The sequence below is a fragment of the Desulfovibrio porci genome (assembly GCF_009696265.1).
Classification (GTDB): domain Bacteria; phylum Desulfobacterota; class Desulfovibrionia; order Desulfovibrionales; family Desulfovibrionaceae; genus Desulfovibrio; species Desulfovibrio porci.
In genome coordinates, this window is the sequence record NZ_VUMH01000001.1 from 357,216 (window position 1) to 372,842 (window position 15,627).

Below are 15,627 nucleotides of genomic sequence, written 5' to 3' on the forward strand. Positions count from 1 at the left end.
ATGATTTCCTTATGCGGTCGCGCCGATTTTTCCGGAGCGGGTGCGTTTCTCTGTGTACATGTCGCCGTCCGCGTGGGCGATCAGTTCGTCGATATTGTTTCCGTCGCGGGGATAGACCGCCTTGCCCATACTGAAGGAAATCCGGACGTCCCCGGCGCCCTCAACAACCAGGTCTTGCAGCGCGACGCGGATGCCGTTGAACAGTTTGTCGGCCTTTTCCTCATTCTCCTGCCCGTAGGCGATGAGAATGAACTCGTCGCCGCCGATGCGCGCGAAAAGATGCGGAAAGTCCATCCGCTTCCGGACGCGTTCCGTGAAAACCTGCAATATCCGATCGCCCACAGTGTGCCCGTAGGTATCGTTGAAGGTCTTGAAATTGTTCAGATCCAGATAATACAGGCTGAAGTAGCCGCCCTCCCCGATCAGGACCGGCAGTCGTTCAAACGGGCCGCGCCGGTTGAGGATGCCGGTCAGCGGATCATGATAGGCCATGTTTTCCAGTTGGCTGCGGACGCGGCGCAGATCGAGATTGTGCTGGGCCAGCATGGCCAGCAGAAAGCTGACCAGCACGCCGAGGCTGATGTACAGCCAGGACTCGGGATACTGATACCAGAGCTTGATGGGCGAAACACGGAAGAACCAGTGGGCGTTGAAAATGGTAAGCGGCACTTCAATATAGGGCGCGTCGTCGTTATATTCATACGCGCTGTGCGCGATGACCTGCTTTTCATTGGTCTCCGGACTGACCCGCCAGATTTCATACGCCAGGCCCAGTTCGGACAGTTTGTCCAGTTCCGCGCCGTTCAGGGCCTGCGGAAATTTCAGGGTAACGGAAACCAGACCCCAGAATAGCTTCTCGCCCTTGCCGTCATCGGCGTACACGGGCAGACGGCCCACCAGGGCCTCTCCTCCCTGCACCAGAGTGAAAGGACCGCCCAGAACCAGCCGGCCTGTATCTCTGGCTTCCACGGCTTCCTGGTTGCCAGCGCCTTTTTCAAAAAAATTCAGGCCCAGCACGGCCTCATTGCCTTCGACGGGATACACGGCCCTGACCACGCCGCCCGGAGCCGCCAGCACATTGAGGATGGCCGGATCGTCCAGAAGGGTGGCAGCCACCTTTTCGAAATTCTCCACCTTGCCGTTATGCTGCACCACCAGAGCGGAAAGAGCCTGCGTCTTGTAGAGCAGCCGGGTAAGAACATTGGTGAGCCTGTTGCTCTGGTTGAGGATGATCCTCTCCATCTTGATATACTCAAACTGGTATTTCCGCTCCACCAGAAGGTAGACGGCCAGGCTGCACAGAATCAACAGAATGATGAAAGTGGCGGCGGCCCGCCGCGATATGCCGCTGTTCTCAAGCACACGGGATCCTTTTTCAATCGGCGGGGGAAGCATGGGGAGCAAACGCGGCGGCCAGTGCAAGGCTTTGTCGGGCGGCGGCCACGTCATGGACCCGGTGCCAGAATACGCCCCGGCTCCAGAGCAGGGCTGTGGCCGTCTGGGTGGCCGCGCCCCGTTGGGAAGGGGACAGGCCCAGGAGACCGCCGAACACGGACTTCATGGACAGGCCCATGAGCACCGGCCGGCCGAAGCCCAGCCAGTCCTCAGGGTGGGAGAGCAGAGCTAGATTGTGTTCCAGTGTCTTGCCGAAGCCAATGCCCGGATCCAGCGCGATGTGGTCTTCGGGCAGCCCGGCGGCCGTCAGGCGCGCCAGTTCACGCTCGAAAAATTCCAGCACTTCGCGGCGCACGTCGTCATAACGCGGGTCGCGCTGCATGCGATCCGGGCGGCCCTGGCTGTGCATCAGCACGTAACCCGGTTTATACTGGACCAGCACGTCAAGGAGCCCGGGATCAAAAGCGCAGGCTGAAATGTCGTTGATGATCGCGGCCCCCTGCTCCAGAGCCGCAGCGGCGGTGGCCGCGTGATAGGTGTCCACGGAGATGACCGCGCCGGACGCGCGCTGCCGCAGGCCGGTCAGCACAGGCAACAGACGCTCCAGTTCTTCGGCGGGTTCCAGCGCCGCCGCGCCGGGGCGGGAAGATTCCGCGCCCAGATCCAGAATGTCCGCGCCCTGATCGAGCAGGTGCAGGGCATGCGTCAGGCCCGCGTGCGGCCCGGCGTGCGCGCCGCCGTCATAAAAGGAATCCGGCGTCAGGTTGACGATGCCCATAACGCCGAAAGGGGCGGACGCCGTCAGCGCCCTGCCCCCGCGCACGAGCCAGGGCGCATCCATAACGGATGCGCCCCGCCGCTTACTTTTTATCCTGTTCCGCATGGTCGGCCGGGTCTTTCAGATCAGCCTGTCCGGCATGGTCCGCCTGCTCCGGGGTGGGCGTCGTGGCCGGTTCCGGACGCGACGGATCAGTTTCCGGAGTCGCCGGGGGCGTCTGGCCCATGGCGTCGGCCGCAGCCGCGTCGCCGGAAGTTTCCTGGCCCGCATCGTCCGGCTCCAGAACGAAATCGCCGCCCTTGTCCCGGTTTTGGGGGCCGCCGGGCCGGGAAGATTTCAGGGGCTTGCCGTTGATGTCCAGAGGCGGCAGTTCCTTGTTCTCCATCAACAGATCCAGATCGTCGCCGGTAATGGTTTCACGGTCCAGCAGAGCCCGCGCGATGCGGTGCAGCGTTTCCTCGTTGTCCTGCAAAAGCTTGCGGCAACGGGCGTGAGCCTCTTCCACAATGCGCTTGACCTCGGAGTCAACCAGACGGGCCGTGTCTTCGCTGAAGTTCTTGTTCTGCACCCATTCGCGGCCGATAAAGACCTCTTCCCCGGTCTCGCCGATGGACAGCGTGCCCACGGCCTCGCTCATGCCCCACTCGCAGACCATCTTGCGGGCCATGCGGGTGACGCGCTCGATATCGTTGGACGCGCCGGTGGTGATGTCATCGAAGATCAGCTCTTCAGCCACACGGCCGCCCAGCAGCACCACCAGATTGTTTTTCAGATAGCTGCGGGAGTAGCCGTGACGGTCCTCTTCAGGCAGTTGCATGGTCACGCCCAAGGCGCGGCCGCGCGGAATGATGGTAACCTTGTGCACCGGGTCGGAGCCGGGCAGCAGCCGGGCGGTCAGGGCGTGGCCGCCTTCGTGATACGCGGTGATCCGCTTTTCCTCGTCCGAGAGGATCAGGCTGCGCCGCTCGCGGCCCATGAGCACCTTGTCCTTGGCGAATTCAAAGTCGCGCATGTCCAGCTTGTCCTGATTCAGCTTGGCCGCCTGCAGCGCCGCCTCGTTGACCAGGTTTTCCAGATCCGCGCCGGAAAAGCCCGGCGTGCCCCGCGCCAGCACCTCCAGATCCACGTCCGGATCCAGAGGCGTGCGCTTGGTGTGCACTTCAAGAATGCGGCGGCGGCCGCGCAGATCCGGCGTGGGCACCACGACCTGACGGTCGAAACGGCCGGGCCGCAGCAGGGCCGGGTCCAGCACGTCCGGACGGTTGGTGGCCGCGATGAGGATGACGCCCTCATTGCTTTCAAAGCCGTCCATTTCCACCAGCAACTGGTTCAAGGTCTGCTCGCGCTCGTCATGTCCGCCGCCCAGACCGGCGCCGCGCTGGCGACCCACGGCATCAATTTCGTCAATAAAGATCAGACAGGGCGCGTTCTTCTTGCCCTGCACGAAGAGGTCGCGCACGCGCGAAGCGCCCACGCCCACGAACATTTCCACAAAGTCCGAACCGGAAATGGAAAAGAACGGCACCCCGGCCTCGCCGGCCACGGCCCGCGCCAGCAGGGTTTTGCCTGTACCGGGAGGCCCCACCAGCAGCACGCCCTTGGGTATGCGTCCGCCCAGGCGGGTGAACTTCTTGGGATTGGACAGAAATTCCACCACTTCCGAGAGTTCTTCCTTGGCCTCGTCCACGCCCGCCACATCGGCAAAGGTGACGCGCGCGCTCTCCTGATTGAGCATGCGCGCTCTGGAACGGCCGAAGCTCATGGCTTTGCCGCCACCGCTCTGCATCTGGCGCATAAAGAAAATCCAGACGCCGATGAGCAAAAGCATGGGGAACCAGGATACCAGCAGGGTCATGTACCAGGGGGATTCTTCCGGCGGCTCGGCCTTGATTTCCACCTTTTTCTCAATGAGTCTGTTGACCAGGCCCGCATCCTGCGGAGCATAGGTCTGGATGCTCTTATTGTCCGATGTTTTGCCTATGAGCGTATGTCCCTGGATGGTCACGGACAGCACCTGTCCCTCGTCCACCTTGCTCAGGAACTCCGTATAGGGCACCCGTTGCAGACCGGCCTGCGGTTGCTGGAACATATTAAAAAGCATGACCATCGCCAGGACGATAATCGCCCACAGCATCAGGTTGCGACTGAACTGATTCAACGCTGCCTCCGTTACGATTTCAGCGCGCCGAACGGCGCGGCCAGTACCGGGTTCACGCCCGGTCTGGAGCGGGAAAATACTACCTGCATGCGGCCGGTGTCAAATCAGACAGTACGCGACCGCTCCGGCAGTGCCCAGTTTATAGAATATAATATTCTTTGTAAGCTTGGCAATGGGCCGCGTCCCGGCGGGCCGTTTTTGCGGATGCGCCTCCCCGTCCGCTTCGGAGCCCGGGCCGCCTCTTGCGGATACGGTGTTTTTCACTTATGGTTCCGCTGTCATTACGGCGGGGAGACGTGTCGTCACCGGTGTGGCGCCCGGTCTTCAAAACCGGTGGTGGGCAGAAATGTCCACGGTAGGTTCGACCCCTATACGTCTCCGCCAAACGTGACCCGTCCGCGATCCTTCAATTGTCGGCAGTCCAATCCCCTGAAGTTCTCTTCAGATGGGTATGACAAATCTCACTGGGGCCTTACGCCTGCCTCCGACGCGACAGAGCAATCAAATGAGCCCGGAAAAAATTTGCCCTTCATGCAGGGTAATTTCATCCGTCGGCATGGAATTTTTCCCGCCTGAGGCCGGATGGGCGTGTATCGGGGCGGCGTGAAGAAAAACCTCGGGCGGGCATAATTGCATGTCCGGATCCGGTTCTTTATTTCCCCAGGGCGGCCTGCCTTGACACGGCTATGCTGCGGGTATAGGCCAGCAAAAATATGGCGTCACATTCCCGGATGATCTCCATGCTGTTTTCCGCCTGAAGCGGGCGGAAAATCCGTAGCGTGGCGCAATTCCAACAACGGTCTGTTTTCGTTTCTCCCCCCCCTGAAACGAACGCGGTGAACCTTCAGCCTTTGCGGAGGCCTCTGTGTTTCTCCAGCGCGCCGTTTTCTGGACAATATTCTGTTGCTTGTGTCTGGGCTTTGTCGAGCCGGCTTTTGCCGCGTCACCCCAGCCCGCCGAAGCGGCGCGCGTGATCGCCGTGGCGCCCGGGGCTTTTGTCCAGCGCGGAAACGAGCGTACGCCGCTCAGGCTTAAAGACCCGCTGTACAAAGAAGACAAGGTCAGCACCAATGCCACCGGCAAGCTGCAACTGCTTTTTGCCGACGACACTACTGTGGCCGTCGCGCCCGACAGTCTGATCAATATCGCGGATTTCAGCTTCGGCGGTCCGGCCAAGGCCAGTTTCGCATTGGGCGTGGGCCGTGGTCTGGCCCGTGTGGTCACCGGCAAGGTGGTGCAGCGGAATCGCGAAGGGTTCAAGGTCACCACACCGCACGCCACGGTGGGCATCCGCGGCACCATTCTGACAGCCGACGTACGCAATCCATCCCAGAGCAAATTCATCCTCAGCCAACTGGGCGCGGGACATGTTGTCAGCGTGGTAAACGCCTCCACGGGCCAGCATACGGAAATGCCCAAGGCCGGTCTGACCACTGAAGCGGGGGCCGCCGGCAATGTGCTGCGTCCGGCCACGCCTGCGGAAATGAGCGTGGTGCAGACCGTGACGCGCCAGACTCGCCAAGCGCCGCACCCCCCCGCTACGGGCAACGCTGCGGCTCGGGGTACGGCAACGGCGGCCCGAGCGCAGGCGCAATCATCGACTGCTGCTAAAAATCCGGCAACGATGAGTACTCCCGCTCCCATGGCCGCGGCCGGCGTGGAAGATCCCTCCGGAGGGCACAGCGTGGCCGGCAAGGGCAACACCACAGTCAGCCAGGTTGCCGCCACAGCCCCTAAAAGAAACGAGGATATCCTGCACGTTGTGACCGGTAATCTTGCCGATAGCTCTGCCCCCGGCGCCGCCACGCCTGATTCTAGGCCCGGCGGCGGTTCCACATCCGGCGGCTCCACGCCTGCCCCCACGTCCGGCGGCGATTCCACCCCCGGTGGCGACCTTACTCCTGATCCTACACCCGGCGGCTCCACGCCCGGGGGGTCCAGCCCCGGCGGCTCTACACCCGATCCCATGCCCGGTGGAAGCTCCACGCCCGGCGGCGACCTTGCTCCTGACTCTACACCCGGCGGCGATTCCTCCCCCGGCGGTGACCTCACGCCTGGTCCCGCGCCCGGTGACGATTCCACGACCGGTGGAGATCTCACTCCTGATCCCATGCCCGGCGGTGATCTCACACCCGGCGCGGGCGACAATCCCAGTGGGATTACGGCCAGTTATCAGGGAACGCTTATGGGCACGGAATCCAGCATAGGCATAGGCGGCACATTCGGTTTTGACGTAAATCTGGGCAGCGGAGGCATAGACAACGGCGTTATGGTGGTTGGTCCAGGCACCTCAACTCCCGACAGTGCGGTCGCCAACAGCTTCACCAACGGTACCGGCCAGATGGATCGCGACAACGGCAACTTCAACGTGGGCGACTTCACTCCCGATTCTCTGCATCCCGATGCCAGCGCATCCATGAACGGCAATATCAGCGGCAACGACACGGTGACGGTAGAGCACTGGGAGGTCCAACGCCCCGGGAATCCGGGAGGCGACCTCAGCGGTACAGGCAGCGGTTCCAAAGTATCTCCGTAACTTCGCACAGACGGCACCGGCACATGCCCCGTCATACACATCCGTTCCTGCTCTGGGCGATTCTTTTTTCGTTGCTTTTTTACTGCGGCCAAGGGCAGGCAGCGGCGGCGTTGCCCGTCCTTGGTCTGGCTTTGGACCAAAGCCGCGCCCAGGCCAAAACGCTCCTGAACAAAGGCCGGCACGAGGAAGCCTATCAGCTTTATATGCGCCTTTTGCGCGAAGAGCCGGACAATGACGAAACCAATTATGGTCTGGCTCTGGCCGCCAGCCGCACCAAGCGCTATCCACAGGCTCTGCTGGCCTTTGAACGCCTCACCGACCGCTATCCGGCCAACGCCGATCTGCGCCGCTTCCTGGCCGACATCTATCTGCGCCTGGACGACAAAGAGGCCGCCCGGCGCGAACTGAATCTGGCCCGACAGTACGATCCCACACTCACGGACACGCGCATCACCCGTATTCTGGAGCGTATGGAGAACGCCCAGGCCCTCTTTCAGGCTCATGGCCGGGTCAGCGGCGGCATCATGTACGACTCCAACGCCAACCAAGGCCCGGCTTCAGAGCGCATGAGCCTTGGCATTTTCGACAATGTGAGCGTGCATGGGGTCAAGGCCGTGGATAGTTGGGGCTCCTACCTCAACGGCATGCTGGATATGGGCTGGCGCATGAGCGAGGACAGCCCATGGTGGCTGGTGTCGGATATAGCCTTTTTCAAACGCTGGAACGGCAACCCAAAACTGCTTACCAACAATGAGTTCGCCTGGGGCCGGGCCTCGCTGGGCCTGCGCCATACTTCGTCCAAGACACTGGCCGGATTGCGCTTCAAGGCGGAAATGGCGGACCAGAATCTGGACCAGCGCGTGCGCGTGCTGGGGCCGGAAGCCACCTTTGTCTGGGCGGCGCTGCCCAATTTGCAGTTCATCACCCGGGCCGCTCTGGAAAAACGGGTCTACAGTATGGATATCGGCCGCGACGGCACCTACTGGTGGGTAGGGGAATATCTTCGTGTGCTGCTGGGCGCGTCTGGCCATGAAATGACGCTGGGCCTGCGCTCGCTGGGCTCGGCCGTGGACGTTGCCGACTACAGCTACAACGGCCTGGAAGCCAGTCTGCGCCTGCGCCTCAAAGTCACGGACAAATTCCACCTGCTGCCCTTCGCTTCCGTGCGTCGCGAAAATTATTACGGCCCGCCCACCGTACTGGAACTTGATGACCGCCGGGATACCGTTCTCCACACCGGCCTGTTCGCCATATACAACCTGACGGCCAATCTTCAGGCGGAAGCCGGCGTGCAGTACGTAGACACCCGCTCCTCTTCCCCGCTGTACAGCTACCAGCAGCATACCTTCAATATGGGGCTGGCCTGGACGTTCTGAACCCGCCCGCAAGGGCTGAACCCGGACGCGCCCGCAATGCAGCCGCGTCTCCCTTGGACCTGCCCGCATTGCGGCAGCATACAAAATCCGCCAAGAATGGAGTCGGCACAGCATGCCCAGACCATCCGGACATCCACCCCTGCGGCGCGCGGTCCTGACCCTTCTGCCCAGCCTGGCCGTCTGTGCTCTGCTGCTGACGTTGTACCTGCTTCAGCCGCCTTTGCTCCGGCAACTCGACAACGAAATCTATGATCTTTTTCTTACTTCCCGTCAGGCCCCGCCACCTTCGGATGTGCCGGTGGTGGTGGACATCGACGAAAAGAGCCTGACCGCGTACGGTCAATGGCCCTGGCCCCGCTACCTGTTGGCCCGGCTTATCGAGACCCTGACCCAAAACGGCGCGGCTTGCGTGGCCCTGGACATCCTGCTGGCCGAGCCGGATCGCAGCTCTCCCGACCTTCTGCGCCGGCGCCTGCGCAAGGATTTCGGAGTGGAGCTGGATCTCGGCAAACTGCCGCCCGAACTGGCGGACAATGACGTTCTGCTGGCCGAAACCCTCGCCCGGAATCCCGTGGTGCTCGGCGTGTTCATGCAGTTCGATCCCTACAAAAATCTGCCCTCTCCCCTGCCCCGGCCCACGGGCCTGGCCGAGCAGACCCCCGCAGGCGCGCCGCCGCCACGCGAAACCGTCATGCGCGCCGTTTCGGCTCTGCTGCCCCTGGCCGTTTTCAGCCGGGAAACGCCGGTGGGAGCCATCAATGTGGCCCCAAGTAATGACGGCGTGGTGCGCGAGGTGCCCCTGCTCTACCGCCTGGGCGACAATATCTACGCCAACCTTTCCCTGCGCGCGCTCATGCGCGGGCTGGACGCCGGAACCATGATCCTGCGTTCCGGCCCCGAGGGACTCACGGAAATCCGGGTAGGCCCATACCGTATTCCTGTATCGGCGCAGGGCCTGATGCGCGTTCCTTTCAAAGGCCCGCGCGGGGTTTATCCCTATTATAGCGCCGCCGATATTCTGGAGCGGCGCGTCCCGCCAGAGCAACTTGAGGGCCGGATCGTTTTTGTGGGCACGTCCGCGGCCGGCCTTCAGGACATACGCGCCACGCCCTTTGACGCAGTCTATCCCGGCGTGGAGGTGCACGCCGCAGTGGTGGACGCCATTCTGAACGGTGATTACATCGCGCGCCCGGACTACACGCCCGGCATCCAGACTCTGGCCATTCTTCTGGCCGGACTGGCGGCGGCAGCGGTATTCAATTTCACCCGGGCCTTCATTTACGGCCCGGCCTGCCTGCTCCTGGCCGGGTGCGCGCTCTGGGGCTCCGGCCATCTTTTCGCCCAGGGGCAGTTCATTTCACCGCTCTACGTGATCCTGACCATCCTGGCCCAAGGCCTCTGCATTCTGCCCGTGCGCTTCTGGCAGGAGGAAAAGCAGAAGCGCATGCTGCGCCAGGCCTTCAGCCGCTATGTGGCCCCGGAGGTCGTGGCGCGCATCGCCGCCCGGGAGGGCGACATCTTTGCCGGCGAGGAACGCGAGGTGAGCGTGCTCTTCACCGACGTGCGCGGCTTCACCAGCCTTTCGGAAAAACTGGCCCCCCAGCAGGTGGTAACATTGCTCAACCGCTATTTCACGCCCATGACCGCCTGCGTGCGTGACAGCGGCGGCACGCTGGACAAATTCATCGGCGACGCCATCATGGCCTTCTGGAACGCCCCTCTGGACGTCCCGGACCATGCCCGGCGGGCCGTGACCGCCGCTGTACGCATGCAGCATCTGCTGCGCGAACTCAATCCCGCGCTGGAAAAAGAGTTCGGCGTGCGCCTGCGCATCGGCGCGGGCCTGCACTGCGGGCCCGTCTACGTGGGCAATATGGGCTCCGAGGATCTGCTGGACTACACCTGCATCGGCGACACGGTCAATCTGGCCTCGCGCCTGGAAGGCATGTGCGCCAAATACGGAGCTGAAGTGGTGGTCAGCGGCGACATGGCGGCCCGTTGCGACGCGGCCTTTTACTTCCGCGCTCTGGACAGCATCCGGGTCAAGGGCAAATCCCGACCGGTAAGCATCTTCTCAGTGCATGAGCCGGAAGAAGCCCGGCGCCGCGAGGCGGAATTCGCCACCACGGCGGAAGCCCTCCGGCTTTACGCTCAGGGCGATTTCGCCGAAGCCGGCCGCCTCTTCGACGGCTTGCGAGAATCATTCCGCGAGAGTACAGTGTTCTACGAAGTATACAGCAGCCGTTGCGCGGCGCTTTGCGCGGACCCGCCCGAGGTCTGGGACGGCATCTGGACGTTTAACAGCAAATGAGGCTGGCATGAAAATCCGGCTGTGGGGTACGCGAGGTTCCGTTCCCGTGCCCTCGCCGCAGATGGCGCGTTATGGGGGAGACACCACCTGCGTGGAGATCCGGTCCGATTCCGGCGACCGGCTGATTCTGGACGCCGGCACGGGCATTTATGCCCTTGGCGACTGCATGGATCACGAAGTCCCCACGGATTGCACCATCTGCTTCAGCCATGCCCACTGGGATCACCTCCAGGGGCTGCCGCATTTCAAGCCGCTCTACAATCCCAGTTGGCGTCTGAGCATGCGCGGCCCCACGCTGGGGGGTGTTCCTTTTTCCCAGAGTCTCCTGGAAATCTTTGACGAAAAACATTTTCCCGTTCCCTGGCGGGAACTGCCCCAGCGGCCCGTCCTGGAATTCACGCCCGGCGAGGAATTCCGGGTGGGCGACATGACGGTGAAGACCTGCCCCACAGTGCATCCCGGCTCCTGCACGGCTTACCGCATTGAGGCCGACGGCTGGAGTTTCGTTTTCACCGGCGATCACGAATGCGGCGACAAGCCGGACAATCCGGCCGTGGAGCGTCTGCTGGATTTTACAGCCGGCGCGGACGTCGTGCTGGCGGACGGGCACTATTTCGCCCGAGACTATGCCCTGCACCGCGGCTGGGGACACAGCGCGCAGGAACAATGGCCCGCGGCTCTGGCCCAACGCGGAGTCAGGCATCTGATCTTTACCCACTACGCCCCCTCCTATTGCGACAGCGAGCTGGACAAAGCCTTCGACAGCCTGCGGGAAAATTGCCGCAGTCTGTCCATCAGCCTTCAGATGGGCTGCCAGGGCATGCTGATCACCTCCCACGGCGGCGAAACGGAGGAACAGGAAGAGAGCCTGGAATCCATCAACTGCAAGCTCTGCGATTTCTTCCACCGCATTTCACATTTTTCCGACACCAACATCGTGCTGGACAGCGTTCTGAATCAGGCCCGCGCCATGAGCAACGCCGACGCGGGCACCATCTATCTGGTGGAGGACAACAAGCTGGTCTTTTCCTACGCGGCCAACGACACGCTCTTCCCCGGCTCGGAAGCCAACAAATACGCCTATCTCAACGCCAGCCTGCCTCTGGATACCCGTTCCATCGCCGGTTTTGTGGCCTGCACGGGCCGCGCCCTGAACATTCCGGACGTGCGCTCCATTTCGACCAATGAGCCGTATTCCTTCAACGACGCCTTTGACCTGTCTACGGGCTACCGCACGGTATCCATGCTCACCTTGCCCTTTACGGACGTGCAAAACCGGATTCTGGGCGTCCTGCAACTGATCAACAGCATGAACAACGGCCGGGTGCAGGCCTTTACGCCCAGCATGGCGCGCTATGTGGGCCGCATGGTGATGCTGGCCGGCAATTCCCTGGAACGGGCTCGCATGGCCAACGATCTCATCCTGCGGATGCTCAGGACAGCCTCGTTGCGCGACCCGCGCGAAACGGCCAGCCATGTGCGCCGCGTGGGAGCCATGGCCGCCGAAATTTACCACCGCTGGGCTGAAAAACACGGCCTGCTCTCCGATGAAATCCGCGCGGCCAAAGGCCGCCTGCGCCTGGCGGCCATGCTGCACGACGTGGGCAAGGTGGGCATACCCGACGCCATTCTGAAAAAACCCGGACGCCTGACACCCGAAGAGCGCAAGGTCATGGAAAAGCACGCGGTCATGGGCGCGCGCCTGTTTGAAAACGCCACCCAGGATGTGGACGTGCTGGCCTATACCATCGCCCTGCACCACCATCAGCGATGGGACGGGAAAGGCTATACCGGCTCGCCCGAGCATCCGCTGCTGGCCGCCACGGACATCCCCCTGGCGGCCCGCATCACGGCCATCGCCGACGTCTACGACGCCCTGATCTCCCGGCGCTGCTACAAAGAGGCCTGGGACGTGAAGGACGCCGTGGATATTCTGCGTCAGGACGCGGGCAGCCACTTTGATCCCGAGCTGGTCGACGTCTTCATGGAAATCCACGACGTGATCACCGCCATCCACAAACGTTTTCCAGATCAGGAAGACGTGTGAGAGAATTATGATCCCCAACACTCCGCGCATTTTGCACTTTATTCTGGGCCTGTGCTTTCTGCTCTCTCCCCTGCCCCTGCTGGCCGAGCCGGAAAAAACGGAAAAAGCCGTCCGCGTCGGCTATTACGAGGACGGGGACTATATGCGCCGTACTCCCGGCGGCGAATATGTCGGTTTCAACTTTGAATATCCGCAGGAAATCGCCAAGTTCAGCGGCCTGACCTATCGTGTGGTGGACGGCGTGAGCTGGGAAAATACCCTGGCGATGCTGGAAAAAGGTGAAATCGACCTGTTGCCCGCCGTGTACTACACGCCGGAACGGGCCAAAAAGATGCTTTTTTCCGAGCTGCCCATGCTGAACCTGTACACCACGCTCAACGTCCGGGCGGACGACGGGCGTTACTCCTATGAGGACTTTGACTCCTTCCAGGGCATGCGGGTAGGCATCATCGCGGGCAGCAAGGACGGCGAAAAATTCCGCCGGTACTGCCGCGACAACAACCTGAACCTGATCATCGTTCCCTATGCGGAAACCGCCGACCTGCTTGCCGCGCTGGGAAACAAGACCCTGGACGGCGTGGCCATCACCCACCTGGGACGCAACAGCGTTTTCCGCAGCGTGGCCCAGTTTTCGCCGGAACCCATGTACATCGCCGTGGCCAAGGACCGGCCGGAACTGCTGACCCGCGTCAACAAGGCCATGAATGTCATCGCCCTGCGCGACCCCTATTACGCCCTGCGCCTGCACACCGCGTATTTTTCGGTCAATGCGGAGCAGAAACCTGTTTTTACCGAACAGGAAGAAGCCTTTATCGCCCGGAAAAAACGGATCAAGGCCGCTTATGACCCCACCTGGGCGCCTCTGGAATATACAGATCCCTCCACAGGCCGTTTTGCCGGCGTGGTGGCGGACCTCTTCAAGCATATTGAAAGCGAGAGCGGCCTGCTCTTTGACTTTGTGCCGCTGCCGCAGGAAAAAGCGCTGGAAATGGCCGCCAGAGGCGAACTTGACGTGGTCTGCGTGATGGCCGGAGATTACCTCTGGAATGAACATTACAAACTCAATACCACCGGCGAATATCTGAGCACGCCGGCTTTGCTGGTCCGCCTGCGGCAGGGGGACGAAATCAAGACCATCGCCCTGCAAAAGGGCTACTGGCTCTCCAAGAGCGTCACCGAGGAGAATTCCGGCAAAAAAATTCTGTATTACGATTCCGTAAAGGACTGCTTCGACGCCCTGCTGGCGGGCAAAGCCGACGCCACCTATGCCAACGCCCATATTGTCAACTACCTGCGGGCCGAACCGCGTTACGCCACATTGAACGCGACGCCGCTGGGCAGATACACGGGGCAACTGCGCATCGGCGTTTCCCGCCATGCCGATCCAAGGCTGTTCGCCATTCTGGACAGGTGCGTCCAGTATACCTCCATGGAAGAAATGGACGATCTGGTGCTGAAAAACACCATCAAACCCCGCAACATCCGCCTGCGAGATTTTGTGGCCGAACATCCGGCGGAGGTCATCAGCGGCATTGTGGCCGTATTCGGTCTGATCATCCTGCTGCTGGCCTACAGCTTGGCCATGAAATCCAGGCACAACGCTCAGATCCAGTCCCTGCTCTACCGGGACCGGCTGACCGGTCTGGACAATATCGACAAGTTCTATGCGGAATGCAATCAGCTGCTGGCCGGCTCCAAAAACGAATACGCCCTGCTCTACGGCGACATCAGCCAGTTCAAAATCATCAACGACAACTTCGGCTTTGCCGTGGGCGACGAGCTGCTCCGCGCCTACGCGGCCATTCTGCGTGACAGCGTCGACCCGGACGAACGCTGCGCCCGCGTTTCCGCGGATCACTTCATTCTGTTGCTGCGCTACCACGATTGGGAGAAACTGTCGGCCCGAATCACGGACATGACCCAGTCCCTGGACGTCTGGCGCTACGCCCAGGGCCTGCCCTATAAAATAGGCACGGTCTTCGGCGTATACCTGGTGAACAAGGCGGAAAAATACAATATCCACCTTATGCTGGACCTGGCCAATTACGCCCGCCGAAACGCCAAGCTGAGCATGGGCGGTTCCCTGGCGCTCTATGACGAAAAGATGCGTCAGGACGCGCTTCTGCATCAGGAATTGAGCGGACGCCTGGAAAACGCCCTGGAACAGGGCGAACTGACGGCCTGGTATCAGCCCAAGGTGGATATGACCAGCGGCGAGATCATCGGCAGCGAAGCCCTGGTGCGCTGGAGCCATCCCACGCGCGGGCTGCTCATGCCGGGCAGCTTCATGCCGTTGTTCGAGCGTAGCGGCGCGGTGGTTCAGGTTGACCTGTATGTCTTTGAACAGGTCTGCAAGGCCCTGAGCGAGTGCGGCAAGCTGGGCCTGCCCCTGCATCCGGTTTCCAGCAACTTTTCCAGCCTGCATTTCGAGCGGCCGAATTTTGCGCGTCAGCTCGCGGAGATCGCCGCCCGCTATGAGGTGCCCCATCACCTGCTGGAAGTGGAAATCACCGAAAGCTCCATCATGCGCAATCCGGAATCCGCCTGCGCCCAGATCATGCAGTTGAAGGAACGGGGCTTCCTGATCGCCATTGACGATTTCGGTTCCGGCTATTCCTCACTGGGGAATATCCAGCAGATCATGGCCGACGTGCTCAAACTGGACCGCAGCTTCGTGCAGCGCAATATGCTCGGCGAACGGGAGCAGATCGTGCTCGGCAATGTCATCCGCATGGCGACGGAACTGGGCATGTCGGTTATCTGTGAAGGCGTGGAAAGCAGGGAACAGGCCAATATTCTCATCCAGCTCGGCTGCCGCAACGCGCAGGGCTTTTTCTACGCCAAGCCCATGCCCCGGCGGGAATTCGAGCAGATCCTGCGTGATGGAACCCGGCTGCCGGCATAGGCTCTCGCAGCCCCGGACCGCCGGGAAACGGCATCCCCATACATGACAGTCCGGCGCGAATTTTTCTGAAATCCGCGCCGGACTGTTCAACATGTTCAGTGCCCGATGCTTTCAGGTCGGA

The 15,627-nt window shown here is 61.7% G+C and carries 8 protein-coding genes and 1 tRNA gene; 6 read left to right on the forward strand and 3 right to left on the reverse strand.

The window, feature by feature from the left end:
* Positions 1 to 9: 9 nt before the first annotated feature.
* The 3 genes from FYJ44_RS01590 to ftsH are packed head-to-tail and all read right to left on the reverse strand — an operon-like array spanning position 10 to position 4,331.
* Positions 10 to 1,362: a diguanylate cyclase domain-containing protein gene (locus FYJ44_RS01590; protein WP_326833658.1), complete on the reverse strand. Its 1,353-nt coding sequence runs from the start codon at positions 1,360 to 1,362 to the stop codon at positions 10 to 12.
* 13 nt (positions 1,363 to 1,375) lie between these two features.
* Positions 1,376 to 2,236: a dihydropteroate synthase gene (gene folP, locus FYJ44_RS01595; protein WP_195840916.1), complete on the reverse strand. Its 861-nt coding sequence runs from the start codon at positions 2,234 to 2,236 to the stop codon at positions 1,376 to 1,378.
* Positions 2,237 to 2,255: 19 nt separating this feature from the next.
* Positions 2,256 to 4,331: an ATP-dependent zinc metalloprotease FtsH gene (gene ftsH, locus FYJ44_RS01600; protein WP_154508507.1), complete on the reverse strand. Its 2,076-nt coding sequence runs from the start codon at positions 4,329 to 4,331 to the stop codon at positions 2,256 to 2,258.
* A 290-nt stretch (positions 4,332 to 4,621) separates the two neighbouring features.
* Here ftsH and FYJ44_RS01605 point away from each other — a divergent pair.
* From FYJ44_RS01605 to FYJ44_RS01630, 6 genes are all read left to right on the forward strand, one after another.
* A tRNA-Sec gene (locus tag FYJ44_RS01605) sits at positions 4,622 to 4,715 on the forward strand.
* A 481-nt stretch (positions 4,716 to 5,196) separates the two neighbouring features.
* On the forward strand, positions 5,197 to 6,867 hold the full coding sequence (locus FYJ44_RS14520; protein ID WP_320861217.1) for a FecR family protein: 1,671 nt from the start codon (positions 5,197 to 5,199) through the stop codon (positions 6,865 to 6,867).
* 23 nt (positions 6,868 to 6,890) lie between these two features.
* On the forward strand, positions 6,891 to 8,243 hold the full coding sequence (locus FYJ44_RS01615; RefSeq protein ID WP_154508509.1) for a tetratricopeptide repeat protein: 1,353 nt from the start codon (positions 6,891 to 6,893) through the stop codon (positions 8,241 to 8,243).
* A gap of 112 nt (positions 8,244 to 8,355) precedes the next feature.
* Complete coding sequence (locus tag FYJ44_RS01620; protein WP_154508511.1) at positions 8,356 to 10,554, forward strand: CHASE2 domain-containing protein; 2,199 nt, start codon at positions 8,356 to 8,358, stop codon at positions 10,552 to 10,554.
* A 7-nt stretch (positions 10,555 to 10,561) separates the two neighbouring features.
* On the forward strand, positions 10,562 to 12,601 hold the full coding sequence (locus tag FYJ44_RS01625) for an HD domain-containing phosphohydrolase (RefSeq protein WP_154508513.1): 2,040 nt from the start codon (positions 10,562 to 10,564) through the stop codon (positions 12,599 to 12,601).
* A gap of 7 nt (positions 12,602 to 12,608) precedes the next feature.
* Positions 12,609 to 15,506, forward strand: a complete 2,898-nt coding sequence (locus FYJ44_RS01630; RefSeq protein ID WP_154508515.1) for an EAL domain-containing protein — start codon at positions 12,609 to 12,611, stop codon at positions 15,504 to 15,506.
* The last annotated feature ends 121 nt before the right edge of the window (positions 15,507 to 15,627 follow it).